Raw genomic sequence first — 25,289 nt, forward strand, 5'->3', positions numbered from 1 at the left:
CCGAAAATTCTTAAGACACAGAGGTGGAACATGCGAACTGAACTGGCAAATAAGGTTGTGTCGGTCGAAACGGAAAAAAGGCTTTCATTGAAAGAGAAAATGTCCTATGGTTTTGGTGATTTTGGCAACGGTTTTATGTTTGATCTCGGCCAGATTTATTTATTGAAGTATTTCACTGATGTAGCGGGAATCCCCGCTGCGATGGCCGGCGGCATTTTTTTAGTCAGTAAGCTGTTTGCAGCGATAACAGATCCAATTGTCGGCTCATCAATCGATTATCGCAAAAACATTGGCAAACGGGGGAAATTCAGGCCTTATCTATTAATCGGCAGCATCGTGCTTGCGGTGCTTACTGTTCTTATTTTTCTGTCTCCCAATGTATCAACGACCGGAAAACTGATTTATGCATATGCATCCTATATGATTTGGGGCATCGGCTATTCGTTTGTGAATATTCCGTACGGCTCATTAGGGGCAGCGATGACTCAAAATTCTGAGGACCGGACCTCCATTTCGACGTTCCGCCAAATCGGATCACTTGGCGCCTTGTTTATCACAAGTGTGGCCGTGATGCCGCTGCTCGTCAAGTTTGATAATCCGAAGGTCGGCTACCCGGTGGTCATGGGCTTATTCGCCGCGCTCGGTGTGTTTTGGTTTTATATTTGCTACCGCAACTGCAAAGAGCGCATTGTCATATCGGAAGCACCAAAAGAAAAATTAACACTCTCATCTGTCGTCAAAACATTTATTACAAATAAACCGCTGTTAACCCTTGTCCTGATGACGATTTTTTCAATTTCCGCATACAACATTAAATCTGCCATGCTCGTCTATTTCGCACAATATAACTTGGGCAATGTTGAATTAATGGCTTATATGAACTTCATCATTATTGGTTCTTCCTTTTTGGGCGTCGTATTCCTTCCAAAGCTCGTCAAGATGTTTGGAAAGAAACGAACGGCAATGATCGGCTTCGGCATCAGTGTGGCCGCGGATCTGATCAACTTTATGCTTCCATCTAACGTTTATGTGTTTACAATTCTCGCCAGTATCGCCTTTATCGGAATCAGTATCCCAAATGGCATCACGTGGGCTCTTGTCTCCGATATTATCGACTATGGCGAATGGAAATCCGGTGAACGGAAGGAAGCAACGACATATTCACTTTTCAATTTCTCAAGAAAGCTTGCTCAATCTTTGTCTGGCTTTCTCTCAGGGATCGGTTTGGGGATTATCGGCTATGTGCCGAATGCAGTCCAGACAGCACAGGCGCTGATTGGCATCAAAGCGCTTCTGCTTCTGTATCCGGCCATTGCTTTGGCATTAGCGATGATCATTATCGGCTTTCTTTATAAACTCACAGACCAGCAGCATGCTCAGATCGTTCAGGATCTTCAGCAAAAGATCTGACAATATAATATAGAGAATATTTAAAATAATTTGTAAATAAAATGTGTTTGTAGGGGGTTCGCTAGGAGAGTGCCCAAAAAACTGAAAAGGAAGGAGGCACTTGCTTGAAAACGATAACAATTGCAGCTAAAGAAGCAAAGGAACTCGTTCGGCAAAAGCTGGCCAGTGCCGGTTTGAATGAACGAGATGCTGAAAAAGTAGCAGATGTTCTCGTACACGCTGATTTGCGCAATGTACATTCGCATGGCGTGCTGCGCACAGAACACTATGTGAACAGGCTTTTAGCGGGAGGGATCAATCCTGGGGCACAGCCTGTTTTTAAAGAAACGGGGCCTGTGACCGGGGTGCTTGACGGAGACGATGGTTTCGGTCATGTGAATTGCGACATGGCGATGGACCATGCAATTGACATGGCGAAGAAAAAAGGAGTCGGCATGGTCACGGCCGTAAACAGCAGCCATTGCGGAGCGCTAAGCTATTTTGTGCAAAAAGCGGCTGACGAAAAGCTGATCGGAATAGCAATGACGCATACAGACAGTATCGTTGTCCCGTTTGGGGGGAGGACTCCTTTTTTAGGAACAAATCCGATTGCTTACGGTGTTCCGGCTAAGCATAAAAAACCGTTTATCCTAGATATGGCGACATCCAAAGTGGCTTTTGGGAAGATTCTGCAGGCCCGTGAAGAGGGCAAAGAAATTCCTGAAGGATGGGGAGTCGATGAAAACGGAGAAGCAGTAACTGATCCTGACAAGGTCGTCTCACTTTCAACATTCGGGGGCCCGAAAGGCTATGGACTATCGATTGTGGTGGATGTGTTTTCAGGATTGCTGGCGGGCGCGGCTTTTGGCCCTCATATTGCCAAAATGTACAGCGGCCTTGATCAAAAAAGAAAGCTGGGGCATTACGTTTGCGCGATCAATCCAGCCTTTTTTACTGACTGGGATACGTTTTTAGAGCAGATGGATGCCATGATTGATGAACTGCAGCAATCACCGCCGGCTGTTGGATTCGAAAGAGTGTATGTGCCCGGCGAGATCGAGCAGCTGCATGAAGAAAGAAATAAGAAAAACGGAATTTCTATCGCTCGGAGCGTGTATGAATTCTTAAAAAGCAGGTGAGTAAAATGAAAGCGGTTCAAGTACGAAAAGCGTATGATCTGGTGACAGCGGAGGTGAAGAAGCCAGTTCTTTCAAAGGATGATGAAGTGCTCGTGAAAGTCAAGCGAGTCGGCATTTGCGGTTCAGACATGCACATTTATCATGGAACGAATCCGCTTGCTACCCTCCCGAGAGTTATCGGACACGAGGTAACGGGACAAGTGGAGGCAGTTGGTGCGAATGTACAGAGCCTAAAACCCGGTGATCATGTGGTGATTGAGCCGATTTCTTATTGCGGATCGTGCTATGCCTGCCGCAAAGGGCGGCCGAATGTTTGCGCCAAGCTTTCTGTATTTGGCGTACATGAGGACGGAGGCATGCGGGAATATATTGTGCTTCCGGAAAGGCAGCTTCACGCGGTCTTAAAGGACTTGCCTTGGGAGGAAGCAGTCATGGCCGAGCCTTATACGATAGGCGCCCAGGCAGTGTGGAGAGGCCAGGTGGAAAAAGGTGATACCGTCCTGATCCAGGGAGCGGGGCCCATTGGGATCTGTGTGTTAAAAATGGCAAAGCTGGCGGGCGCTGCTGTCATGATGACTGACTTGAACAACGAGCGGCTGTTATTTGCGAAAGAAAACGGCGCCGATGCTGTTGTAAATGTCCAAGCAGAACATGTTGCCGAGCGGGTCCTTGAATGGACTAGGAATGAAGGAGCAAACGTGGTCATTGATGCTGTTTGCCTGCCGGAGACATTTGCACTTTCAATTGAGGCCGTGTCACCGGCGGGACATGTGGTTGTGCTTGGATTCGATGAAAGAGCGGCTCAGGTTTCTCAGCTGCCGATTACAAAAAAAGAAGTCACGATAACCGGATCGCGATTGCAGACCAATCAGTTTCCAAAAGTGGTAGAGCTTTTGAATAGAGGCCGGTTAGTGCATAACGGACTGGTGACCCATACATTTTCAGTTGATGACGTTCATCATGCATTTCAGTTTATTAAGGAGCATCCAGATCAGGTGCGGAAAGCCGTCATCACGTTTGATTAAATGACTGAATCCGGAGGTGCGAGCATGAATATGACATTCCGATGGTATGGACGAGGCAACGATACAGTCACACTTGACCACGTGAAGCAAATTCCCGGAGTCAAAGGCATCGTTTGGGCTCTCCATCAAAAGCCTGTCGGCGACGTGTGGGAAAAAGAAGAAATCAGAGCCGAGACCGAATATATTCAATCCTATGGTTTTCATGCTGAAGTTGTAGAAAGCGTGAATGTTCACGAAGCAATTAAACTTGGGAACGAAGAACGCAGCCGGTATATTGAAAACTACAAGCAAACGATCCGCAACCTTGCCGGATTTGGCGTGAAAGTGATCTGCTATAATTTTATGCCGGTTTTTGACTGGACACGCACGGACATGTTCCGGCCGCTAGAAGATGGATCGACCGCTCTGTTTTTTGAAAAGGCCAAGGTGGAAAGCCTTGATCCTCAAGAGCTGATTCGGACGGTGGAGGATGCATCTGACATGACACTGCCGGGGTGGGAGCCCGAAAAATTGGCTCGGATCAAAGAGCTTTTTGCTGCCTACAGAACGGTCGATGAAGAAAAGCTATGGGACAATTTATCATTCTTTTTGCAGGAAATTCTTCCTGTTGCTGAGGCCTATGGTGTTCAAATGGCCATTCATCCGGATGACCCGCCGTGGCCGATTTTCGGACTGCCGCGCATTATCACAGGAGAGGCAAGTTATAAGAAACTGCGGGCGATATCAGATTCACCGTCTAATTGTATCACCCTTTGTACAGGTTCAATGGGAGCCAATCCCGCTAACGACATGGTGGAGATCGCTAAAACGTATGCCGGCATCGCTCCATTTTCACATATTCGCAATGTGAAAATTTATGAGAATGGTGATTTTATTGAAACATCTCATTTAACAAAGGATGGTTCAATCAACATTCAAGGCGTGATGGAAGAACTGCATAAGCAGGATTACGAAGGATATGTCAGACCGGATCATGGGCGCCATCTTTGGGGCGAGCAATGCCGCCCGGGATATGGCTTATACGATCGGGCACTTGGCATCATGTATTTGAACGGGCTGTGGGACGCCTATGAAGCAATGGCAAAAAAAGAGGTGGACGTATGATCCCGCTGCATGAGAACCTGGCTGGTAAAACGGCTGTCATCACTGGCGGCAGCGGCGTGCTTTGCTCTGCGATGGCACGGGAGCTAGCCCGTCATGGCATGAAGGTGGCGATATTGAATCGGAGGGCTGAAAAAGGCCAAGCGGTCGTGAAGGAGATAACGGCGGCTGGCGGCACAGCGTGCGCTGTTGCTGCGGATGTGCTGGACAGGATGTCACTGGAGCGGTCAAAGGAAGACATCCTTGGCCAATTTGGCGCTGTTGATCTGTTAATTAACGGGGCTGGCGGCAATCATCCTGCCGCGATAACCGATGTGGAGACATATGAAGAAGCGGGAGAAGGCCAATCCTTTTTTGATATGGATGAGAGGGGCTTTCTAACTGTATTCTCCACCAATTTCACCGGTGCGTTTCTGGCCTCGCAAGTGTTTGGAAAAGAGCTGCTGAAAGCCGATTCACCGGCGATTATCAATCTTTCTTCGATGAGTGCTTATTCACCTATGACGAAGGTTCCGGCATACAGTGCCGCCAAAGCATCGATCAATAATTTTACGATGTGGATGGCTGTTCATTTTGCCGAAACCGGGCTGCGGGTCAATGCGATTGCCCCAGGCTTCTTTCTGACAAAACAAAATCATGATCTGCTGATCAACCAAGACGGAACATTCACCAGCCGATCTCACAAAATTATTGCGGGAACACCGATGAAGCGCTTCGGAAAACCCGAGGATTTGCTCGGTACGCTTCTTTGGCTGGCGGATGAATCCTATTCCGGTTTTGTCACTGGGATCACCGTTCCTGTCGATGGAGGATTTATGGCTTATTCAGGTGTGTAACGAAAGCGATGCAACAGAAACTGAACCAACATAGGGGTGAGGTTGAGATGTTTTCAAAAGATAAGCTTCCCGTTATCCTTTTTTTGTTCCTGGCAGGGGTGATTAATTACCTGGATCGCTCGGCGCTTTCCATTGCAGCTCCTTTTATTCAGGATGATCTCACATTGTCTGCCACGCAAATGGGCTTGATTTTCAGCAGTTTTTCGATTGGTTATGCCATTTTTAACTTTCTTGGGGGCGTGGCATCCGACCGCTATGGGGCAAAGCTGACCTTGTTTGTCGCGATGGTTGTTTGGTCGCTGTTTAGCGGAGCAGTCGCCCTCGCTTTTGGCTTTGTCAGCCTGCTGATTATACGCATTCTCTTCGGAATGGGAGAAGGCCCGCTTTCGGCGACCATCAACAAGATGGTGAACAACTGGTTCCCGCCGACCCAGCGGGCGTCTGTTATCGGTGTAACCAACAGCGGCACGCCGCTCGGGGGAGCCATTTCTGGCCCGATAGTCGGCATGATCGCAGTGGCGTTCAGCTGGAAGGTATCCTTCGTTCTCATTATGATTATTGGATTGATATGGGCAGTGCTCTGGTTCAAGTTTGTCAAAGAAAAGCCGCAAGAGACGATGAAGGAAGCACCGGCAATAAAAGCAGAAACGTCTCCCGGAGAAAAAATTCCGCTCACCTTTTACCTGAAGCAAAAAACGGTCCTGTTCACGGCGTTCGCTTTTTTCGCTTACAACTACATCCTCTTCTTCTTTTTGACGTGGTTTCCGAGCTATCTTGTCGACGAACGGGGATTAAGTGTTGAATCGATGAGTGTCATTACGGTCATCCCGTGGATTTTAGGCTTTATCGGGCTGGCTGCGGGGGGATTTGTTTCTGACTATGTGTACAAAAAAACGGCCCGAAAAGGTGTGCTGTTCTCGCGCAAGGTTGTGCTTGTCACGTGTTTGTTTTCATCAGCTGTCCTGATTGGTTTTGCCGGGCTTGTGGCAACGACTGCGGGGGCTGTCACTCTTGTCGCTCTGTCAGTGTTCTTTCTTTATTTGACCGGTGCTATCTATTGGGCTGTCATTCAAGATGTGGTTGATCAAAACAATGTCGGTTCTGTTGGCGGCTTCATGCATTTCCTCGCCAACACGGCAGGAATTATCGGCCCGGCTCTAACCGGATTTATTGTTGACCAAACAGGCACGTTTTCTGGAGCATTTTTGCTTGCCGGAGGGCTGGCTGTCTTCGCTTCACTTGCTGTGATTCGTTTTGTCCGTCCAATCATTGGCAAGCCAGCAGGAACAGAAGCTGAGAATCCTGTGTCTTATTAATCTGGAAATATAGTGGGAGAGGCGGTATGTTTGATGATACAATATACAGTAAATAATCGCAGCCGGTATGATAAGGAAGGGAATTAGATGGTAACCATAAAAGATATCGCAAAACTCGCAAACGTATCCCACACAACCGTTTCCAGAGCACTCAACAACAGTCCTTACATCAAAGAACATACGAAGAAAAAGATATTAGAGCTAGCAGAGCAGCTCAACTATACACCAAATGTAAATGCGAAAAGCCTTGCGATGCAAAAGTCGCATACGATCGGGCTATTCTTTACAAGCATTACAAACGGAACCTCACACAGCTTCTTTGCAGACACAATCAAAGGCGTCAATCAAGCCATAAGTGAGGATTACAATCTGTATGTGCGCGGCATTGATGATCTGAAAAACTATGACTCCGTTACACCGATGAGGTATGACGGCATCATTTTAATGAGCCAAAGTGACATTGATAATTCTTTCATTTACCATATTCGCGAAAAAAACATTCCGCTTGTCGTGCTGAATCGTGATATTGATGATCGCACCATCACGAATATTTTGTCCAATGACAAGGAAGGCTCTCAAGAAGCTGTAGAATACTTCATTCAGTCCGGCCATCAAGACATCGCCATCATCGAGGGGATCGAAGGCTTTAAATCCTCCCAGCAGCGAAAGGAAGGCTACTTATCTGCACTGATTCAACATCATATTCCGATCAAGCATGAATACAGTGTCAAAGGACAGTACGATATGGAAAGCGGCTTTCAAGCGATGGAGAGGCTGCTGGCACTGCCGAATCCTCCAACCGCTGTTTTTTGTTCGAATGATGACATGGCAATCGGAGCGATGAATGCGATATTCGCAAAGGGCCTGCGCGTTCCTGATGATATTTCGGTGATCGGGTTTGATGATATTGGGTTTTCACAGTACATCACGCCAAGACTTACAACAGTAAAGCGCCCAGTGGAGAAAATCAGCGTGCTCGGTGCGCAAAAACTCTTGTCTCTGATCAGCGAGCCCGAAACAAAAGCAGAAAAAATCTTGGAAAACACAGAATTCATGGTGCGTGATTCAGTCAGACGATTGACGACGTGATGTCCCGTTTTTCAGCGGGCATTCTTTTATAAAGAAAAATGTTAACGTGTGCATAAAAAGAGGGAGGCAATAAGGATGCAGAAACTGAATAAAAATGTGTACGATCACTATACTCGGTATCCAGAAAAAATTCTCCAATTCGGAGAAGGAAACTTTCTTCGGGGATTTGTTGATTGGCAGATTGATCAATTGAATCAACACGCTAATTTTAATGGGAGCGTGGCAGTTGTCCAGCCAAGAGGCTCAGAAAAAATCAAACGATTAAATCAGCAAGATGGATTATATACGCTTTTTTTACAAGGAATGAAAGACGGAGAAGCGGTAAACGAGCATATGATTATCAACTCAATCAGCCGGGGAATTGACCTGTTTTCTGATTATGAAGCATACAAAGAATTGGCATCAAGCGAAAGGCTTCGGTTTATTATCTCCAACACCACTGAGGCTGGGATTGTATGTGATAAAAAAGATCGTTTAGAGGATAGGCCGCAAAAAACATTCCCTGGGAAATTAACTGCATTTCTCTACTTCCGCTATCAGGCTTTTAAAGGAGATCAGACAAAAGGGTGTGTCCTAATCCCATGTGAACTGATTGAGAACAACGGCGAAAAGCTGAAGGAAACGGTTCTTCATTATGCAGGTCTGTGGAAGCTGGAGGAAGGATTTACACAGTGGATTCATGAGGCCAATACATTTTGTAATAGTTTAGTAGACCGGATTGTTCCGGGTTTTCCCGTCGACAGCATTGATGAGATCACGGCGGATCTTGGCTATCAGGATGATTTGATAGTTGTGGGAGAGCAATATTATTTATGGGTTATCGAGGGGCCTGATTGGATTGGAAAAGAACTTCCCTTTGCGGCTGCAGGGCTCCATACAAAGATCGTCAGCGACCTCACCCCATACCGGACTAAAAAAGTAAGAATTTTAAATGGCGCTCATACAGCAATGACGCCAGTGGCTTTATTATACGGCTTAAAAACTGTTAGGGATGCTGTCGAGCATCCGGAAGTTGGGCGATTTATAAGAGAGCTGATTGACGACGAAATTCTTCCTGTTTTAAAAATGGAAGGTCTTTTTCAGTATGCTGACGATGTGCTGAACCGTTTTAAAAACCCGTATATTAAGCATTACCTGGAAAGCATTGCATTGAACTCCGTTTCCAAATTCAAAACGAGAAACCTGCCGACTCTTAAGGAATATGCTGAACAAAAGGGACAGCTTCCTGAACGCTTGGTGTTTTCTTTCAGCGCTCTTCTGTATTTTTATCATGATAACGAGACATTGCAGGATGATCCGGCAGTGCTTCAATTTTTCAAAGAGGTTTGGTGTCAGGAGGATGGCGACATGCTTCGGATTGCATCAAGAGTGTTAAGCGAACAGCGGCTGTGGGGGGCAGATCTCAATGAGATACCGAAGCTGACTGATAGAGTCGCTGTTTACTTGAATCTTATTCATGAGCTGGGCATGCAGCGGGCTCTTGAACAATACTGCATACAAGGGGGAGAGGTACGTTGAAGTCGTTTATAAAGATTCATAAGCAAGATAATGTCCTTCTTGCTCTGCGGGATATCCAAAAGGGAGAGAGGCTGCATGCGGACGGCGTGTCGATTGAAGTAAAGGATGATATAAAAAGAGGCCATAAGATTGCATTGCAGCCTATTAAAGAAAACGACAGCATCATCAAGTACGGGTTTCCAATCGGTCATGCATCACAAGATATCTCGATCGGAGAGCATATTCATGTCCATAATACGAAAACAAACCTGTCTGATATCCAATCATACAGCTATACACCAAGATTTGATGAAAATCCGTATACTAATGAGAACCGGACGTTTAAAGGTTTTAGAAGAGAAAACGGAGATGCGGGTGTACGGAATGAATTGTGGATTGTCCCAACTGTCGGCTGTGTCAATGGAATAGCAGAAAAAATGCTGCAGCGTTTTGTCAGAGAAACAGGGGATATCACTCCATTTGATAACGTACTGGTGTTAAAGCATCAATACGGATGCTCGCAGCTTGGCGACGATCATGAAAATACGAAGCAAATCCTGCTGAATGCTATTCGCCATCCAAATGCCGGCGGCGTCTTGGTGTTAGGGCTTGGCTGTGAAAACAATGAGCTGGCAAGAATGAAGGAAGCACTGCAAGATGTGAACTTGAAGCGGGTGAAGTTTCTGGAATCCCAGTCGGTGACCGACGAAATGGAGGCAGGCGTTGCTTTGCTGAAGGAAATTCATGAAGCGGCCAAAGGAGATAAGAGAGAAGACATTCCGCTGTCTGAACTGAAGATCGGGCTGAAATGCGGAGGTTCGGACGGTTTTTCCGGCATAACCGCAAACCCGCTGCTTGGACGTTTTTCAGATTATCTCATTGCACAGGGAGGGAGCACGGTGCTGACGGAAGTACCGGAAATGTTCGGTGCAGAAACCATCCTGATGCAGCGGGCTGCCAATGAAGAAGTGTTTCATAAGATAGTCCAATTAATCAATGATTTTAAACAATATTTTATCAAACATGATCAGCCGGTGTACGAAAATCCTTCACCGGGCAACAAAGCAGGCGGCATTTCTACACTTGAGGATAAATCGCTGGGCTGTACGCAAAAAGCGGGGATTTCTCCTGTCACGGATGTCTTGAAATACGGGGAAGTGCTCAAGACAAGAGGGCTGACGCTTTTGAGCGCGCCAGGCAATGATTTGATCGCCTCCTCCGCATTGGCGGCGGCCGGCTGCCAAATTGTCCTCTTTACAACGGGGAGAGGCACGCCGTTTGGCACCTTTGTCCCGACGGTGAAAGTAGCGACAAACACCGAGCTGTATGAAGCGAAGCCGCATTGGATTGATTTTAACGCAGGCCTTTTAGCAGAGGATGATGTTCATGAGGAATATGTGCTGCGTGAGTTTATCCACTATATGGTTGAGGTGGCAAGCGGCCAGCTTGTGAACCATGAAAAAAATGATTTCAGAGAACTCGCCATTTTTAAATCGGGTGTGACGCTATAATAAGAAAAGGCTATCCTTCAAGCGGATAGCCTTCTTCATTAAATCAATTTTAAACCGCTGACTAAAATAATGGACGCCATAATAAATTGCAGTGGACGCGGGGAGAATCGAGGCGAAAGATGGCTTCCGATCAGCACGCCGGGAATTGAACCAATGAGCAGATTAGCTGCCAGCATGTAATCCACGCTTCCGAAGCTAGCGTTCAAAATGCCTGCTGCCGTAACAAGAAGAAATGCATGCGCGATATCTGTTCCGACAATCTGTGACGCTTTCATGTTAAATAAGTAAATCATGGCGATTGCAAATAATGAGCCGGAACCGATTGATGTTAAGCCGACGATAAACCCAAACACAACACCAATAAGAATCGTCAGCGCCCGCTTATTTTCAAGCGGCATCAGCTGCCAGCGGTTGGGACGAAGTTTTCTATCCAAAAACAAACGAACGATGATTGAAATGGCAACCAGCGTTAACACATATCCTAGAGCGTGCTTAATAATTTCTTCCTGATGCTGGTGAAAGGCGGGGAACAAATGCAAGATGCCAATGGCTAGCGAAGCACTCGGAATACTGCCGATGGCTAAGTATTTTACCAATTTAAAATTAATCGTTTTCTGCCGCCAATGGGAGGCAACGCCAAACAGCTTTGTGATCGAGTTATATACAAGATCTGTACCGACCGCGATGGAAGGATTAATTCCAAGCACAATTAAAAGGGGAGTTAATAAGGCCGCTCCACCCACTCCCGTCAATCCGACTAAGGCTCCGACAAACAAACCCATCAATATGATGCTTACACTCATGATAAAGGCCTCCTGAAAACCCGACTATTTTTATCAGATTATATATGATTAGGACGCGTTAATCAATTAAATTTTTTGAATTTTTGCACGTTAGCTGCTTGAAATTTTGGTATGCTCAATATCTCTATTCATTTGCCCTATAATGAGTGTCTGGACGAAATCGAGAAGTACTAAAGGCGCAAAAAAAAAGATACCTCTTAACAGGTATCTTTTTTCTTGTTTACGCTACATGCGCTGCTGATAGAAAGGAAGCTCAGTGTGGCCCATTTCCCGCACATAAACGAACAGGTTGCCTTTATGGTGAATTTCATGCTCCATTGCAAGCTGAAGTAGCGCGCGGCCTGTGACTTTTCTGCCGAAAGCGGATGTCAGATCAATTTCTCTGTCCAGCTGCTCTTCAGTCAGCTGTTCAAGGATAGCGGCCGTTTTTTCTGTATATGTTTTTGCCAGAACATTGAGATCTGTTTCTGTTTCTTCCTGCTTGTTTTGAAATGGTGAGGCATTGCCTTCCTTAATGACATTTGCGAACAAGTGGAAAGACGTAAGAATGTGTTTGACCAGCTCTTCTGCTGACATTGATGTTTCTGCCGGTTTGTAGCTGTAATGGTCTTTGCTGATTTTTTCGGCAAGCTCATTGGTCACGTTTCGATGGGATAAAAAATGGCTGACAATTTGATTGGATTGGCTCATTATGATCTCCTCCATATGTAAAAATAAATGGTGCAATGAAATCCTATATCAATGGTTACGAATTCACAAGTAATATGCTGTGGGATGAAACAAAATGCTATGTCAATCGTATATATAACGTTCACAAAACATGAAATGGAGTATAAACATGACTAACATACCTTTCATTTATCAGTACGAAGAAAAAGAGAATGAAAGAGCTGCGGCGGGCTACGGCACTTTCGGTTACCTTATCACACGGATTGAAGAAACGCTTTATGATCAATACGGTGTATTCTATGAGCTCTATGCCAGTGATGATCCAAATACGGAATACTGGGAGCTTCTTGTAGAAGATGTCCGCAGCGGTTCATTGGAGCCTGAGCATGTGGCATATATATTTGAAAAGCTTGAAAAGAAAACCTTTGCTTACGATGAAGATGAGAAAGAACCGGATTATACCGTCCATAAGTCTATAAGAAACAGTGTATACGCGTATCCTGAAAAGGGAGTTGCTTTTGCCAGAATTCCATATTTTCAAGATGGGAGCATTATGAGTTTTGATTGTCTGTTTGCGGTTAACGATGAAAGGATGCGTGCATTTCTGGAGGGAGTCAGACCGCGTCTTTGGGAAAAAAGCAAGCGGAAAGTGACCGTGTTTACGGATGGAGATGGAGGGACTTCAAGAGAGCAGGAAGCCATTGTCAGAGAGGTTCAGCGGAGTCAAGTCATCATGAATCCGCTATTGAAAAAGGAGATATACAGATCAATTGATCAGTTTTTTCATAGTGATAAATCGTTTTATCAAACATATGACATCCCTTACAAGCGCGGCATTCTGTTATATGGACCTCCTGGAAACGGAAAGACGACGTTAGTGAAGTCGATCGCAGGCAGTATCGATGCACCTGTTGCTTATTGGCAAATTACTGAATTTACGTCGAGCGAGACAATAGAAGAAGTCTTTCAGGCAGCGAGACGCCTCGCTCCTGCAGTTCTGGTCATCGAGGATATAGATTCGATGCCGGAAGATGTGCGGTCCTTTTTTCTCAATACGCTGGACGGCGCGACATCAAAAGAGGGGCTATTTCTCATCGGTACGACAAACTATCCCGAAGAGATCGATCCAGGTTTGATGAATCGTGCAGGGCGATTTGACCGTGCCTATGAAATCGGGCTTCCGGATGAAGAGCTGCGGCTGGAATATATGAAAATGAGAGGCTTTGGCATCTTTTTGAGTGAAGGAGAAATAAAAAACGCCGCAAAACTTACAGAAGGCTTTTCCTTTGCACAGCTGGGAGAATTATATGTATCTTCAGCCCTTCAATGGCACCAAGAAGGGAATCACCATATTGAAACCATGGTGAAAGACATGACAGGAGAGCAAAGAAAAAGCCAGCGGGGAAGCTGGATGGAAAGAAACAAAGTCGGTTTTCACTAAAAGAAAGCACGGGTGTTTGAAAAACCCGTGCTTTTTTGTTGCGGTTAGCCGAAATTCGACAATTGCGGTTATTTTGCGTTCTTCTTTTTCTTGTAAATATGATAAAATATGACATATCTCGGGTAATTCAAAAGGGGGGATTAATTGAGGATGAAGCAGACGATTCCGTCCTCTTATGTCGGGCTTAAAATTAATGAATGGTATACTCATATCCGGCAGTTCCACGTCGCTGAAGCCGAACGGGTCAAGCTCGAAGTAGAAAGAGAAATTGAGGATATGGAAGAAGACCAAGATTTGCTGCTGTATTATTCTTTAATGGAGTTCAGGCATCGTGTCATGCTGGATTACATTAAGCCTTTTGGAGAGGACACGTCGCAGCTAGAGTTTTCAGAATTATTAGAAGACATCGAAGGGAATCAGTACAAGCTGACAGGGCTTCTCGAATATTACTTTAATTTTTTTCGAGGAATGTATGAATTTAAGCAGAAGATGTTTGTCAGTGCCATGATGTACTATAAACGGGCAGAAAAGAATCTTGCCCTCGTCTCGGATGATATTGAGAAAGCCGAGTTTGCTTTTAAAATGGCTGAGATTTTTTATAATTTAAAACAAACCTATGTTTCGATGAGCTACGCCGTTCAGGCATTAGAAACATACCAAATGTATGAAACGTACACCGTCCGCAGAATCCAATGTGAATTCGTTATTGCAGGTAATTATGATGATATGCAGTATCCAGAAAGAGCATTGCCCCACTTAGAACTGGCTTTAGATCTTGCAAAGAAAGAAGGCAATCCCCGCCTGATCAGTTCCGCCCTGTATAATCTCGGAAACTGCTATGAGAAAATGGGTGAACTGCAAAAGGCAGCCGAATACTTTGAGAAATCTGTTTCTATTTGCAAGTCGGAAAAGTTCGATAATCTTCCGCATTCTATCTACTCTTTAACACAAGTTCTGTATAAACAAAAAAATGACGCCGAAGCGCAAAAAAAGTATCGTGAAGGATTGGAAATCGCCCGTCAATACAGTGATGAATTATTTGTGGAGCTTTTTCAATTTTTACATGCGTTATACGGAAAAAACATTGACACAGAATCGGTCTCACACACCTTTCAATTTCTTGAAGAACATATGCTGTATCCTTATATTGAAGAGCTGGCGCATGATGCTGCCCAATTCTATATAGAAAACGGACAGCCCGAAAAAGCACTTTCATTTTATGAGAAAATGGTGCACGCACAAAAACAAATCCAGAGAGGAGATTGTTTATATGAAATCTAAATGGATGTCAGGTTTGTTGCTCGTTGCGGTCGGGTTCAGCTTTACTCAGGTGATGGTTCATGCAGGTGAAACAGCAAACACAGAAGGGAAAACATTTCATATTGCGGCACGCAATCAAACATGATGCATAAAAAAAGACCCTTAGGGGTCTTTTTTATTTCTTCAGCTTCCATTCTTTTATCGTCAGCTCAGAAGATCCACTTGCCACCAGCGGATCCGCATGGCCGATTTCCGCTGCCTCTTCCAGTGAATCTGCTTCGATGACATACGCTCCGCCTGTGGCGTCGCTAAATGGCCCAAACATTTTTAAACGTTTTTCTGCTTGTAAACGATCCAGAAATTCATAGTGCCCAGCCACATGCTCCTGATTAAATTTCTCCGTTCTCATTGTCAGCATTAAATATGTATACATATTCAGACCCTCCGTGAACTTCAGTTTAACACATTTATCCATATTACGGTGATAGATGATATGAGCTTTTCGTCCTACGAATGCCACCTATTTATGAAAAAAGAAAAGGAGAGATGATAGGTGAGCATTCCAGTAAAGAAAAATTTGGTTTCTGAGGCGAAATACGCGTTGAAGTGTCCTAATGCAATGTCCGCTGAATACATTACCATTCACAACACGGCAAACGATGCATCAGCGGCCAATGAAATCAGCTATATGATCGGGAACACAAGCTCGACAAGCTTTCATTTTGCGGTCGATGATCAAGAGGTGATTCAAGGTCTGCCGCTTAACCGAAACGCTTGGCACACTGGTGACGGCACAAACGGTCCGGGAAACCGCAAATCAATCGGTGTTGAGATTTGCTACAGCAAATCGGGAGGCCCGAAGTATGAGGCAGCTGAAGCCTTGGCGATTTCATTTGTTGCACAGCTTTTGAAGGAGCGCGGCTGGGGCATCGATCGTGTAAGAAAGCACCAGGACTGGAACGGAAAGTATTGCCCGCACCGCATTTTATCAGAGGGGCGCTGGGATCAAGTGAAGGCGGCAATTGAAAAGGAATTAAACGGGGGCTTATCAGCTAAAAAAGCTGCAGTCTCTTCTTCAGCGTCTGTATATCAGGTGAAAAAAGGCGACACATTGTCAGGGATTGCCGCATCACACGGAGTCAGTGTGAAAACGCTGCAAAGCATCAATCATATTACTGACCCGAATTACATTAAAGTCGGACAAGTGATCAAACTGCCTCAGACGGCATCTGCTTCTAAAAGCCATGCCGCATCCTCATATCCGCTCCCATCCGGCGTGATCAAAGTGACAAGCCCGCTGACGAAAGGGACAAAAGTAAAGCAGGTGCAGACCGCTTTAGCCGCTCTTTATTTTTATCCTGATAAAGGAGCGAAAAATCACGGCGTTGACGGCGTTTATGGCCCGAAAACAGCAAATGCAGTGAAACGTTTTCAGTCTGTCAGCGGTTTAACGGCTGATGGGATTTACGGTCCGAAAACGAAAGCGAAGATGGAGGAAAAGCTGTAAATGAAAAGACGGAAGCTGTGAAGCTTCCGTCTTTTTATCTTACATACAAACTGCGGCAAGCACCTTTTGAATATCATAAATGCTCTCATCTTTTTTAAACTGCTTTGAGACGGCAGGAAGTTCTGCGCCGGAAATCCAAATTTTCAGCTCTGAATCGAGGTCAAAGCGGCCGGCCGTTTCCACGCTGAATCTGGAAATGCTTTTGTACGGAATCGATTGAAACTCCGTTTTCTTGCCTGTGATTCCCTGCTTGTCCACAAGAATAAGCCGCTTGTCAGTGAAGACAATCAAATCGCGAACCAGCTTAAACGCGGCTTCAACCTTCTCACCCTCAAGTAAAATATGAGCAAGCTCTTCTTTTACAGCAGCCGTTGACAGTGTTGACGCATTGCCGAGTAATCCATCAATAAACCCCATCATATACCTCCTCTGCGTATTCTATCAAATCATACTATAAAAAAGGTTTTCATTCATGGATGAGTAGAGTAAACTTGTGCTGACTGGTAAAGGGGGCGTTCAAAATGACAGATAGGTATGACAGCTTTGCAGCCCTTTCTGCTTCTGAGTCGGAATACCGGATTATTTATGAGGAAAAAAACGGAAGTGAATTTATCGTCCTCGGTCCCCACGGCGGCAGAATTGAGCCTGGGGTCAGTGAATTGGTACGGGCATTTTCGGATCGATGTTCCATCTATTTGTTTGAGGGTCTAAAGCCGCGAAACAACCGTTCCTTGCATCTCACCAGCATTCGTTTTGATGAGCCGCTGGCTTTAGAAAAAGTGAATGACCACCATTACGCATTAGCGTTTCACGGGTATTATGATCCGAAAATCCCGCATACATTGGTCGGCGGGGCGGATCGTAAAAAAGCCAAGCTCATTTGTGAGCGTCTGAATGAAGCGGGTTTTAGCGCCGAGCTCACTAATGAGAAAGACCGCCTCGCAGGTGTACACCCAAACAATATTGTCAATCGGACGAAAAGAGAAATGGGGCTGCAATTGGAGGTGAGCACGGCACAGCGAAACGCGCTGTTCTGCAATTTTGGGTGCCGTGATAAAAGCTACATACAAAACGATTTGTTTGATCGATATGTGGAAGCTGTCAAGCTTGGCTTTTATACATAAAACGAAACGGGACCTGCACTGTCAGCCTATTCCTTCATACGCTGGGATTGTGCGAAAGTGTAGGGAGGAATGATTCATGTTTTATCATATAAAAGAGCTTCAATATCAAGCAAAGCCAGCTCATCCCGATCCGGTTTATGCGAAAAAACTTCAAGAGGTGCTCGGCGGCCAATTCGGTGAAATTAGCGTCATGATGCAGTATTTGTTTCAAGGGTTTAACTGCAGGGCGGATGCTAAGTATAAAGATTTGTTATATGATGTGGGGACCGAAGAGATCGGGCACGTAGAAATGCTGGCAACGATGATTTCCAGGCTTCTGGACAATGCACCCGCGGATGTACAGGAGGATGCTTATAAAAGCAATCCCGCTATCGCAGCAGTCATGTCAGGGATGAATCCTCAGCACGCGATTGTGTCCGGATTGGGGGCGATGGCATCAGATAGTGAGGGCTATCCGTGGAATGCAAAATACATTATCTCAAGCGGAAACCTGCTGGCCGATTTTCGCGCTAACTTAAATGCGGAGGCCCAAGGACGCCTTCAGGTGACACGGCTTTATGCCATGACCGATGATCCAGGGGTAAGAGATATGCTGTCATTTTTGATTGCAAGGGATACCTATCATCAAAATATGTGGTACGCGGCCATTAAAGAGCTGGAGGAAAGAGAACGGGATATTGTCGTCCCGACGACGTTCCCGCGTGAGCTCGAAAAGCAAGAAGTCTCCTATGATTTGTTTAACTTTTCCAGGGGGGATGAAAGCTCGCAAGGAAGATGGGCACATGGGGAAGCCTTTGACGGCCGGGGTGAATTCAGGTATATCCCGGCTCCGATTGCGTTCGCATCTGCGCCTCATCTTAAACCGGCGCCCATGTGGCTGCATAATACAGTTCCCCCAATGTCGAAATGTTAGGTTCTCTTCTGGGCTGAGGAATATATCCTTAGCCCGTATTTGATCAGATGTTTTTGCCAATATGATATAACGCTTTTTCCTCAGCCACCTGCAAGTGCTGCTGATCGCCTTCCTCGTACGCATTTGGCCGCTTGTGAGATAATAAATAAGCGAGCCGCTTCTGAAATTGAATACCTGCTTTACGCCGTTCAAACATGTCAAGCCTTTTATCAGCAAATTCCTTTGTTACCCGGAATACCGCCGCAATTGTGGCGAGTGCCTGGCTTCTCCATTGCGGCAGTTCCATCTGCAACAGCATAAAGGTTGGCACACAGAAGTGGTACATAAATTGATTTGCCTGGAATTCTTGAAGCTCTCTGAAGAGCTTGTTCATCTGAAAATGATTGCCTGCATGCTTTAACACGTGGCACAGCTCATGGCCAAAATCCTCCCATTGCTCTTCCCGTGACTTTTTTTGGTTCAATACGATACTGTACATGCCGTCGTATTTCACCATCATGCTCCCCATATCCTCAAAATGCACCCAAATATCCAGATCCTTTGCGATTTTCAGCATGTCAATGTGATGAGGGGATGTGATGCCCAGCCGGCCGTATAAATTTTTAACGTATTCTTCCAGATGTGATAAGTAATCGCCCAATTGAATACTCCCTTTCGAACATTTGTTCTGTTTTTAGCGAGAAAGAAAAGCCCGTATAGGACTGGAAAGTAGTGTAGAAATCTTTCCCTTTTCTTTAAAAAATAAACACTTTTTTCTTTATATCGGTCTACTTTTTATATGTTTTAGAGAACAGAGAACGATTTATTTATTTTTCGGTTTGCGGTTTTTCTCTTTTTCTTTTAAATAGTTGATAAATTCGATGGCCTGCTGTTTGCTTTCTGGGGAAAAATCCTGCATATCGCGGTATGCAAGCTGCAGGTCCGGATCTGAGAACATATCGTCATCGGATTTTTTGTCTTTTCCCGTTAATAAGTAATCAGTCGTTACTTGAAAGTAATCAGCCAGCTTTTGGAGTGTGTCGTAATCAGGTTCGCTTCGCCCATTTTCATAGTGGGAATATCGTGCCCGTGACACACCGATGTGTGATGCGATTTCTTCCTGTGTCCTTTTCCCTCTGAGACTCTTCAATCTGCCGCCTATCATACTATGACCTCTCTTTTTTAAACTCCCTACGTTACTTATGATTATAGATACAATATGTATCAAAATAAAGTTATGATAAAAAAAGTATCAAAAATAACTTGATGATACAGTTTGTATCGTTTATACTTGGTAACAGTTGATACGAAATGTATCGAAAACAAACCAGGAGAGTGATCACATGTATCCAATCCAAATTGTTTTTAGTGAAAATCCCATAGATCAGCGCCATCTCGGACAATCCGGCGGCACCATTTCGTTTACGGCATGCGGCCTTCCGGTGTTCCACTTTGAAACGCAAGAGCAGTTTCAAGCATACATGATGTTAAAGGGAGAAGCGGCGTACAATGAAAAACGATAAAAGCTATCCTTTTCCGACGTATTCAGGGTTATTGAATTCAGAACATTATGACAAAATGGGCCCGGCGCTATGGCTGTTTCTCTGGTTTATCAGCTCAACAACAAAAGAAATCGAAAAAGACGGCGTAAGCTGGGGCATCGTACTCGGCCATAAGCCGTTAAAAGCGAGAGAAATGGCGGCAGTCTTCGGCGTAAGTGAAAAAACCGTCAGAAGATGGCTGGAGCTTCTCGAAAACCATGATTACATAAAGGCCGTCCGTGCGCCATACGGACTGATGATTTCGGTCAAGCATTCCAAAAAATTCAGCTTCAGATCGGACAATACTGTACACGGGAGTCTAAAAGAACGGCCATTTTCGCCGCAGACACCGGACACAAACGACCGTACAGATATAGATAAAACAAACAAATATACTGCTGCTGATGATGCAGTGGATCACATTGCGAAGCGGTTTACACAATTACGGTCGGCTCAAGAAGGACGCACCGTGTATCCTTCCTCAAGAGATTATCAAGCCATCGCCCGCATTGTTGCCATCGGCGTTCCTGTCACGCAAACAATCAAATGGCTTGAAGAATGCTTTCAGGCTTTTGAAAACCGGCGGACCGCCGCTTCTGAAACAATCAAGGCTTTTCGCTACTGCTCGAAATTCATTGAAGACAGATTTTTCGCGCAGCAAGCCAAAAAGAATGCCGCAATTCAGCATGAGAGGATGAAAAAACATGACAAAACGAACAATCGAACAGATTTTGGACGAGCTGAGAAGAGGGAGACGTCCATTACTGGCGGACAAACCGGCCGAATCAGACGCAAGCAGGTATGATTGCCTGCGCTGCAAGGATCAGGGAGGTTATCTCGTCAGGCAGAATGGCCTGGAAGTCTGGACGATGTGCAGCTGCATGGCAGAACGGAAAGTGAAGCGGCTGCTGGGTGCAAGTGAGATTACCCACGCTTTCAGACAGCTCGGCTTCAAGGAATTCCGCACGGAGGGAAAGCCGCAGGCCATAAAAGACGCATTTGAGTGTACAAAAGAGTATGTTGCCGATTATGAACAAATCAAGGATTGCCGAAAAAACAGCATTGCCCTTTTAGGACAGCCCGGATCAGGGAAAACACACCTTTTGACTGCCGCTGCCAACGAATTAATGAGAACATGCTATGTGCCTGTCATTTATTTTCCGTTCGTGGAAGGCTTTACTGATCTGAAAAATGATTTTGCCCTATTAGAAGCGAAGCTGAACCGGATGAAGCAGGCGGATGTGCTGTTCATTGATGATCTGTTTAAACCGGTTAACGGCAAACCCCGCGCTACAGATTGGCAATTAGAGCAAATGTATTCGGTACTCAACTATCGCTACTTAAATCATAAACCGATTTTGCTTTCGAGCGAGCTGACAATTGAAGCACTTGTACGGGTCGATGAAGCGCTCGGCACGAGAATCTATGAGATGTGCAGTGACTATTTAGTGATTATCAAAGGAGCAGCCTACGAGCTTAACCATAGATTGGAGGGCGTCAGATAATGTGCAAGCTTTGTCAAACAAAGAAAGTCATTGTGGAACATACCGGTATTGGAGTCGTTTTTCATCCATGTCCGAACTGCCGATCCGGCACTGACTTAACGCCTGTCATTCAAAAGCTGGAGCAAATGCTGACAGCGGGAAAAGCGAGGCTGAATATCTATGATTAAACAGCTGACTGCTCTAATCACTTTGCTGTTTCGGGCAAAGCGAACAGAAAAAAACATTGAACAATGGTATAAGGACGACGGGAAGTGAAAGTGTTGGCAAAGACAAAACAGGCAGAGAAAAGCCCTGCGCCGTGGCGTGCTGTCCCGTGCGGGGATACGAAACCGATCTATATTTATTCAGCTTACAGTGAAGAAGAAAAAGAAAGATTCCCATATTCAAACGGACGGCTGATTGCCGCTGTATTTGACCTTAGCTCTTATTCGCAAAAAAGCAATGCCGCTTTGATGGCCGCTGCGCCTGAATTGCTGGAAGCGTCTAAAGCAGCGCTTGATTTTCTGAAAGGGAATTCTGTTCATTCAAAGGAGCGCATCATTCAGCTATTAGAAAAAGCTGAAGCAAGCGCTGCACCGAAAAGGGGAGGAAATAAAACATGATTCATCCTAAAAAACTGCAGCATATTGATTCCGTCACGCTTAAGAGCCAGCTGGAGGACGGGAAAATCCGTGTCATTATTGTGGATGGCATCAAGCAAGAAGCATGGATCACAGAAGCGCCCGAGCATGGAAAAACGCTCGTCGAAACAAGAAAGGGCGACCTTGCCCGTGTGGAATTTGAAATCGGCTACAAATTAAATTAAAGCGAAAACAGAATACGTCCAAGACGGAAAGCCTGCGGACACTGATCAACTGCACAGCATTTGTGCGTTGATTGGTGTCCGTTTTTTATTTGCCAAAAATAAGGAGGATCATAGAATGCAAGACTTACTATTTGAATATAAACGCACGCTCAAACAAACAAGAATACAATATAAACCGCTCGCTGAGGCAGATGAATCCGTGCTCTCAGCTGAAGAGCTGAAGGATAAAAAAATCATCAGAAATATGATTACTGATCTTGAATATGTAACAGAATGGCTTGAAAAAGGAAGGCAGCCCGGCATCAGACGGGCGATTGACCGGCGTGATGCCTACCAGCGGCTGATGATCAAAGACCCGAGAATCATCGAATCATTTTCCAGCGCTATGATGTTTGAGCCGGACGGACAGGTATCAGAAGAAGACAGAGAGAGAATTCGAGAAGCATTAGCCCTGTTAACAGACAGAGAAAAGGAAATGTTTTTGCTGCATAAGGTAGAATGTTTTTCTTATGAACGGATCGCCGATCTTCTCGGCGTAAAAAAATCGACAGTGCAAACGACGATTAAACGGGCGAGTTTAAAGATGCAAAGACAGCAGGAAGAAATGAATCGATCACTTGCCTGAAAGCTTGTCATACGTTTGCCACCTATAAGTGAATAGAGCATGACACATAAGCGGCTGGCATGATCAGCCGCTTTTATGAATAAACAACCATGCTGGAGGTGGCGGTGATGCCGTAGCATGAAAACACAACAGCGCGAACAAGCATTAGCAATCTATCAACAACATCAAGGAAAGATCACAAATCGGGCGATTGCGGACACAATCGGTGTTTCCGCGAAAACAATCGGCATCTGGAAAAAACAAGACAAATGGAAAGAGGCGCTGTTTTCTGCATCCAAAAACGAACAAAAACAGCGCCCTATAGACAACGATGAATTAAATGAACGCCAGCGGCTGTTTTGCCTGTATTACGTCAAAAGCTTCAATGCCACACAGTCAGCAATCAAAGCGGGCTATTCTCCGGACAGCGCTCATGTGACGGGCAGCCGGCTCTTAAAAAACGAAAAGGTCGCTGCTGAAATCAGACGCATAAAAAAAGAAATGGTCAATGAGATGTTTATTGAAGCGATGGATGTGCTGCAGGTTTATATCAAGATCGCGTTTGCGGATATTACGGACTATGTGACCTTTGGAAAAAAAGAGGTCCAGGCTGTCGGGAAATCGGGTCCGCTGTTTGATGAAGATGATAACCCGATTATGAAGGAAATCAGCTTTGTCGATGTCAAAGACTCGGGGCTCGTTGACGGCACCATTGTAACGGAAGCAAAGCTTGGCAAAGAAGGCATTGCCATCAAGCTTGCAGATAAAATGAAGGCGCTTGAGAAGCTGTCCTTATATTTTGATTTGTTTCCAGATCAATTTAAACAAAAAATTGAAAATGAGAAATTGAAGCTTGCCAAACAAAAAGCGGAGAAAACAGATGACAGCCAGGAGCCGATTGAAATTATGATCAAACGAAAAGAGGGCAAGTCATGATTGTAAAAGAAATCAATCCTCATTTCGAAGATTACGTGTTCAATTGGGAGCAGACGTACCAATTTCTCGTCGGCGGCTACGGCTCCTCCAAAAGCTATCATACCGCATTGAAAATCGTGCTAAAGCTGCTGAAGGAAAAACGGACGGCCCTTGTGATCCGGGAGGTGTTCGATACCCATCGGGATTCGACCTTCGCCTTGTTTCAAGAGGTGATCGAAGAGCTCGGTCTCACAAAGGCTGTGGCATCTCTTTCTTCCCCGCTGCAGCTGCGATTTCACAATGGCAGCCGGATCATGTTCAAAGGAATGGACAATCCGGCAAAATTAAAATCGGTTCATAACATTTCATTAATATGGATTGAAGAGTGCTCAGAGGTGAAGTATGAGGGGTTCAAGGAATTAATCGGACGTCTTCGCCATCCTGAGCTGAAGCTTCATATGATCTGTACCACCAATCCCGTCGGCACCTCCAATTGGACGTATAGGCATTTTTTTCGGGATGAACGCAAGAAACGGTTTGTGCTGGATGACAGCGAACTTTACGAAAAGCGGACAATTGTGAAGGGAGATACGTATTACCATCATTCCACCGCTAACGACAATCTTTTTCTCCCGGAAAGCTATCTGAAACAGCTTGACGGACTCAAAGAGTATGATCCTGACCTGTACCGGATTGCCCGCAAAGGACGATTCGGCGTCAACGGGATCAGGGTGCTGCCGCAGTTCGAGGTACTCCCGCATGATCAAGTGAAAAAATGTATCGCAGACATCAGCAAGCCAATCTTTCGTACAGGCATGGATTTTGGATTCGAGGAATCCTATAATGCCGTCGTCCGGCTTGCTGTAGATCCTGAAAAAAAATACCTCTACATTTATTGGGAGTATTATCAAAACAAAATGACAGATGACAGGACGGCTGAGGAGCTGCGTGAGTTTATTGAGACACAGGAATTGATCAAAGCCGACTCGGCTGAGCCGAAAAGCATTCAATATTTCCGCCAGCAGGGCTTTCGGATGGTTGGAGCCAGAAAGTTTCCCGGCTCCAGGCTTCAATATACCAAAAAGGTAAAACGGTTCAAAAAAATCTTCTGTTCGGATCGCTGTGAAAATGTCATCTATGAGCTCAAGACACTTACGTATGCCAAAGATAAAAACGGAGCTCTGATTGAGGATGAATTCACGATTGACCCGCATACGCTTTCTGCCATTTGGTATGCGCTTGATGATTATGAGGTTGCTGATATGAAAGAGACAGCACACAAACGAATCCGGCCGAACAGAGAAAGGAGGAGGTCATAAA

At 45.3% G+C, this 25,289-nt stretch carries 30 protein-coding genes; 24 read left to right on the top strand and 6 right to left on the bottom strand.

Features of this window, described 5'->3' with window-relative positions; translation table 11 throughout:
* Positions 1–30: 30 nt before the first annotated feature.
* The 9 genes from NYE20_RS07045 to NYE20_RS07085 all read left to right on the top strand — a co-directional run bounded on the left by NYE20_RS07045 (position 31) and on the right by NYE20_RS07085 (position 10,903).
* Positions 31–1,410 (top strand): MFS transporter, encoded by a 1,380-nt coding sequence (locus NYE20_RS07045; protein ID WP_038828740.1) that lies wholly within the window; start codon positions 31–33, stop codon positions 1,408–1,410.
* 104 nt (positions 1,411–1,514) lie between these two features.
* Entirely contained in the window at positions 1,515–2,528 is a 1,014-nt protein-coding gene (allD, locus tag NYE20_RS07050; RefSeq protein WP_021479490.1) for an ureidoglycolate dehydrogenase, read from the top strand.
* Positions 2,529–2,533: 5 nt separating this feature from the next.
* Complete coding sequence (locus NYE20_RS07055; protein WP_038828738.1) at positions 2,534–3,553, top strand: zinc-binding alcohol dehydrogenase family protein; 1,020 nt, start codon at positions 2,534–2,536, stop codon at positions 3,551–3,553.
* A gap of 24 nt (positions 3,554–3,577) precedes the next feature.
* Complete coding sequence (gene uxuA, locus NYE20_RS07060) at positions 3,578–4,657, top strand: mannonate dehydratase (protein ID WP_161621521.1); 1,080 nt, start codon at positions 3,578–3,580, stop codon at positions 4,655–4,657.
* The gene (locus tag NYE20_RS07065) at positions 4,654–5,490 is read left to right on the top strand and encodes an SDR family oxidoreductase (RefSeq protein ID WP_161621522.1); all 837 of its coding nucleotides are present in this window, start codon (positions 4,654–4,656) and stop codon (positions 5,488–5,490) included. The genes uxuA and NYE20_RS07065 overlap by 4 nt, the downstream gene beginning before the upstream one ends.
* A 47-nt stretch (positions 5,491–5,537) precedes the next feature.
* Positions 5,538–6,806 carry an MFS transporter gene (locus NYE20_RS07070; RefSeq protein ID WP_021479487.1) on the top strand — a complete coding sequence of 423 codons (1,269 nt, stop codon included), beginning with the start codon at positions 5,538–5,540 and terminating at the stop codon, positions 6,804–6,806.
* Positions 6,807–6,893: 87 nt separating this feature from the next.
* Positions 6,894–7,895, top strand: coding sequence for a LacI family DNA-binding transcriptional regulator (locus NYE20_RS07075; protein WP_021479486.1), 1,002 nt, complete (start codon positions 6,894–6,896; stop codon positions 7,893–7,895).
* Between the two features lie 75 nt (positions 7,896–7,970).
* On the top strand, positions 7,971–9,413 hold the full coding sequence (locus NYE20_RS07080) for a tagaturonate reductase (protein ID WP_161621523.1): 1,443 nt from the start codon (positions 7,971–7,973) through the stop codon (positions 9,411–9,413).
* The gene (locus NYE20_RS07085) at positions 9,410–10,903 is read left to right on the top strand and encodes an altronate dehydratase family protein (RefSeq protein ID WP_072174218.1); all 1,494 of its coding nucleotides are present in this window, start codon (positions 9,410–9,412) and stop codon (positions 10,901–10,903) included. The genes NYE20_RS07080 and NYE20_RS07085 overlap by 4 nt, the downstream gene beginning before the upstream one ends.
* Positions 10,904–10,941: 38 nt before the next feature.
* Here the strand turns inward: NYE20_RS07085 and NYE20_RS07090 are convergent, their stop codons facing one another.
* Positions 10,942–11,706 (bottom strand): sulfite exporter TauE/SafE family protein, encoded by a 765-nt coding sequence (locus tag NYE20_RS07090; RefSeq protein ID WP_014476525.1) that lies wholly within the window; start codon positions 11,704–11,706, stop codon positions 10,942–10,944.
* 225 nt (positions 11,707–11,931) lie between these two features.
* Positions 11,932–12,396, bottom strand: a complete 465-nt coding sequence (locus NYE20_RS07095; RefSeq protein WP_014479541.1) for a DinB family protein — start codon at positions 12,394–12,396, stop codon at positions 11,932–11,934.
* Positions 12,397–12,544: 148 nt separating this feature from the next.
* On the opposite strand from NYE20_RS07095, the gene yjoB reads away from it, so the two are divergent.
* The 3 genes from yjoB to phrA all read left to right on the top strand — a co-directional run bounded on the left by yjoB (position 12,545) and on the right by phrA (position 15,221).
* Positions 12,545–13,816, top strand: a complete 1,272-nt coding sequence (gene yjoB, locus NYE20_RS07100; protein WP_003232739.1) for an ATPase YjoB — start codon at positions 12,545–12,547, stop codon at positions 13,814–13,816.
* A gap of 144 nt (positions 13,817–13,960) precedes the next feature.
* A complete protein-coding gene (rapA, locus tag NYE20_RS07105) occupies positions 13,961–15,097 on the top strand; it encodes a response regulator aspartate phosphatase RapA (RefSeq protein WP_015252291.1) in 1,137 nt (378 codons plus the stop codon).
* Complete coding sequence (gene phrA / locus NYE20_RS07110) at positions 15,087–15,221, top strand: phosphatase RapA inhibitor PhrA (RefSeq protein ID WP_003245487.1); 135 nt, start codon at positions 15,087–15,089, stop codon at positions 15,219–15,221. The genes rapA and phrA overlap by 11 nt, the downstream gene beginning before the upstream one ends.
* Before the next feature lie 30 nt (positions 15,222–15,251).
* On the opposite strand, the gene NYE20_RS07115 is transcribed toward phrA, so the two are convergent.
* Positions 15,252–15,509 (bottom strand): YciI family protein, encoded by a 258-nt coding sequence (locus tag NYE20_RS07115; RefSeq protein WP_003232731.1) that lies wholly within the window; start codon positions 15,507–15,509, stop codon positions 15,252–15,254.
* A 120-nt stretch (positions 15,510–15,629) separates the two neighbouring features.
* Here NYE20_RS07115 and NYE20_RS07120 point away from each other — a divergent pair, with 120 nt between their 5' ends.
* Positions 15,630–16,583 carry an N-acetylmuramoyl-L-alanine amidase gene (locus NYE20_RS07120; protein WP_124059755.1) on the top strand — a complete coding sequence of 318 codons (954 nt, stop codon included), beginning with the start codon at positions 15,630–15,632 and terminating at the stop codon, positions 16,581–16,583.
* A 39-nt stretch (positions 16,584–16,622) separates the two neighbouring features.
* On the opposite strand, the gene NYE20_RS07125 is transcribed toward NYE20_RS07120, so the two are convergent.
* Positions 16,623–17,000 carry a PH domain-containing protein gene (locus NYE20_RS07125; RefSeq protein ID WP_014479546.1) on the bottom strand — a complete coding sequence of 126 codons (378 nt, stop codon included), beginning with the start codon at positions 16,998–17,000 and terminating at the stop codon, positions 16,623–16,625.
* A 104-nt stretch (positions 17,001–17,104) separates the two neighbouring features.
* Between NYE20_RS07125 and NYE20_RS07130 the strand changes: the two genes are divergently transcribed.
* Both NYE20_RS07130 and NYE20_RS07135 read left to right on the top strand, forming a co-directional pair.
* A complete protein-coding gene (locus NYE20_RS07130) occupies positions 17,105–17,707 on the top strand; it encodes a poly-gamma-glutamate hydrolase family protein (RefSeq protein ID WP_038828723.1) in 603 nt (200 codons plus the stop codon).
* Positions 17,708–17,783: 76 nt separating this feature from the next.
* A complete protein-coding gene (locus NYE20_RS07135; protein WP_003245071.1) occupies positions 17,784–18,620 on the top strand; it encodes a manganese catalase family protein in 837 nt (278 codons plus the stop codon).
* Positions 18,621–18,663: 43 nt separating this feature from the next.
* Here NYE20_RS07135 and NYE20_RS07140 read toward each other — a convergent pair whose 3' ends face one another.
* Together NYE20_RS07140 and xre are read right to left on the bottom strand one after the other, a co-directional pair.
* Positions 18,664–19,260, bottom strand: a complete 597-nt coding sequence (locus NYE20_RS07140; RefSeq protein ID WP_003232721.1) for an ImmA/IrrE family metallo-endopeptidase — start codon at positions 19,258–19,260, stop codon at positions 18,664–18,666.
* Positions 19,261–19,422: 162 nt separating this feature from the next.
* On the bottom strand, positions 19,423–19,764 hold the full coding sequence (gene xre / locus NYE20_RS07145) for an HTH-type transcriptional regulator Xre (RefSeq protein WP_003232719.1): 342 nt from the start codon (positions 19,762–19,764) through the stop codon (positions 19,423–19,425).
* Between the two features lie 178 nt (positions 19,765–19,942).
* Here xre and NYE20_RS07150 point away from each other — a divergent pair, with 178 nt between their 5' ends.
* The 9 genes from NYE20_RS07150 to NYE20_RS07190 all read left to right on the top strand — a co-directional run bounded on the left by NYE20_RS07150 (position 19,943) and on the right by NYE20_RS07190 (position 25,288).
* Entirely contained in the window at positions 19,943–20,122 is a 180-nt protein-coding gene (locus NYE20_RS07150) for a hypothetical protein (protein WP_003232712.1), read from the top strand.
* Positions 20,109–20,945 carry a phage-like element PBSX protein XkdB gene (locus NYE20_RS07155; protein ID WP_021479480.1) on the top strand — a complete coding sequence of 279 codons (837 nt, stop codon included), beginning with the start codon at positions 20,109–20,111 and terminating at the stop codon, positions 20,943–20,945. Before NYE20_RS07150 ends, NYE20_RS07155 begins: the two co-directional genes overlap by 14 nt.
* A complete protein-coding gene (locus NYE20_RS07160; protein WP_015252287.1) occupies positions 20,845–21,645 on the top strand; it encodes an ATP-binding protein in 801 nt (266 codons plus the stop codon). Before NYE20_RS07155 ends, NYE20_RS07160 begins: the two co-directional genes overlap by 101 nt.
* Entirely contained in the window at positions 21,645–21,812 is a 168-nt protein-coding gene (locus tag NYE20_RS07165) for a hypothetical protein (protein WP_003245588.1), read from the top strand. The genes NYE20_RS07160 and NYE20_RS07165 overlap by 1 nt, the downstream gene beginning before the upstream one ends.
* Positions 21,813–21,896: 84 nt before the next feature.
* Positions 21,897–22,247 (top strand): phage-like element PBSX protein XkdD, encoded by a 351-nt coding sequence (xkdD, locus tag NYE20_RS07170; protein WP_021479479.1) that lies wholly within the window; start codon positions 21,897–21,899, stop codon positions 22,245–22,247.
* On the top strand, positions 22,244–22,450 hold the full coding sequence (gene xtrA / locus NYE20_RS07175; RefSeq protein WP_021479478.1) for a phage-like element PBSX protein XtrA: 207 nt from the start codon (positions 22,244–22,246) through the stop codon (positions 22,448–22,450). Before xkdD ends, xtrA begins: the two co-directional genes overlap by 4 nt.
* Before the next feature lie 115 nt (positions 22,451–22,565).
* Positions 22,566–23,075: a sigma-70 family RNA polymerase sigma factor gene (locus tag NYE20_RS07180; protein WP_014479550.1), complete on the top strand. Its 510-nt coding sequence runs from the start codon at positions 22,566–22,568 to the stop codon at positions 23,073–23,075.
* Between the two features lie 117 nt (positions 23,076–23,192).
* A complete protein-coding gene (xtmA, locus tag NYE20_RS07185; protein WP_029317665.1) occupies positions 23,193–23,990 on the top strand; it encodes a phage terminase small subunit in 798 nt (265 codons plus the stop codon).
* On the top strand, positions 23,987–25,288 hold the full coding sequence (locus NYE20_RS07190) for a PBSX family phage terminase large subunit (RefSeq protein WP_161621524.1): 1,302 nt from the start codon (positions 23,987–23,989) through the stop codon (positions 25,286–25,288). The genes xtmA and NYE20_RS07190 overlap by 4 nt, the downstream gene beginning before the upstream one ends.
* The last annotated feature ends 1 nt before the right edge of the window (position 25,289 follow it).

The sequence above is a fragment of the Bacillus sp. FSL R5-0416 genome, assembly GCF_037975425.1.
Taxonomy (GTDB): Bacteria; Bacillota; Bacilli; order Bacillales; family Bacillaceae; genus Bacillus; species Bacillus subtilis.

Coding starts and splice junctions, on each gene's coding strand:
- NYE20_RS07045 (WP_038828740.1), top strand. CDS start 31: ATGCGAACTGAACTGGCAAATAAGGTTGTGTCGGTCGAAACGGAAAAA.
- NYE20_RS07055 (WP_038828738.1), top strand. CDS start 2,534: ATGAAAGCGGTTCAAGTACGAAAAGCGTATGATCTGGTGACAGCGGAG.
- uxuA (WP_161621521.1), top strand. CDS start 3,578: ATGAATATGACATTCCGATGGTATGGACGAGGCAACGATACAGTCACA.
- NYE20_RS07065 (WP_161621522.1), top strand. CDS start 4,654: ATGATCCCGCTGCATGAGAACCTGGCTGGTAAAACGGCTGTCATCACT.
- NYE20_RS07070 (WP_021479487.1), top strand. CDS start 5,538: ATGTTTTCAAAAGATAAGCTTCCCGTTATCCTTTTTTTGTTCCTGGCA.
- NYE20_RS07075 (WP_021479486.1), top strand. CDS start 6,894: ATGGTAACCATAAAAGATATCGCAAAACTCGCAAACGTATCCCACACA.
- NYE20_RS07080 (WP_161621523.1), top strand. CDS start 7,971: ATGCAGAAACTGAATAAAAATGTGTACGATCACTATACTCGGTATCCA.
- NYE20_RS07090 (WP_014476525.1), bottom strand. CDS start 11,706: ATGAGTGTAAGCATCATATTGATGGGTTTGTTTGTCGGAGCCTTAGTC.
- NYE20_RS07095 (WP_014479541.1), bottom strand. CDS start 12,396: ATGAGCCAATCCAATCAAATTGTCAGCCATTTTTTATCCCATCGAAAC.
- yjoB (WP_003232739.1), top strand. CDS start 12,545: ATGACTAACATACCTTTCATTTATCAGTACGAAGAAAAAGAGAATGAA.
- phrA (WP_003245487.1), top strand. CDS start 15,087: ATGAAATCTAAATGGATGTCAGGTTTGTTGCTCGTTGCGGTCGGGTTC.
- NYE20_RS07115 (WP_003232731.1), bottom strand. CDS start 15,509: ATGTATACATATTTAATGCTGACAATGAGAACGGAGAAATTTAATCAG.
- NYE20_RS07125 (WP_014479546.1), bottom strand. CDS start 17,000: ATGGGGTTTATTGATGGATTACTCGGCAATGCGTCAACACTGTCAACG.
- NYE20_RS07130 (WP_038828723.1), top strand. CDS start 17,105: ATGACAGATAGGTATGACAGCTTTGCAGCCCTTTCTGCTTCTGAGTCG.
- NYE20_RS07135 (WP_003245071.1), top strand. CDS start 17,784: ATGTTTTATCATATAAAAGAGCTTCAATATCAAGCAAAGCCAGCTCAT.
- xre (WP_003232719.1), bottom strand. CDS start 19,764: ATGATAGGCGGCAGATTGAAGAGTCTCAGAGGGAAAAGGACACAGGAA.
- NYE20_RS07150 (WP_003232712.1), top strand. CDS start 19,943: ATGTATCCAATCCAAATTGTTTTTAGTGAAAATCCCATAGATCAGCGC.
- NYE20_RS07155 (WP_021479480.1), top strand. CDS start 20,109: ATGAAAAACGATAAAAGCTATCCTTTTCCGACGTATTCAGGGTTATTG.
- NYE20_RS07160 (WP_015252287.1), top strand. CDS start 20,845: ATGACAAAACGAACAATCGAACAGATTTTGGACGAGCTGAGAAGAGGG.
- NYE20_RS07165 (WP_003245588.1), top strand. CDS start 21,645: ATGTGCAAGCTTTGTCAAACAAAGAAAGTCATTGTGGAACATACCGGT.
- xtrA (WP_021479478.1), top strand. CDS start 22,244: ATGATTCATCCTAAAAAACTGCAGCATATTGATTCCGTCACGCTTAAG.
- NYE20_RS07180 (WP_014479550.1), top strand. CDS start 22,566: ATGCAAGACTTACTATTTGAATATAAACGCACGCTCAAACAAACAAGA.
- xtmA (WP_029317665.1), top strand. CDS start 23,193: ATGAAAACACAACAGCGCGAACAAGCATTAGCAATCTATCAACAACAT.
- NYE20_RS07190 (WP_161621524.1), top strand. CDS start 23,987: ATGATTGTAAAAGAAATCAATCCTCATTTCGAAGATTACGTGTTCAAT.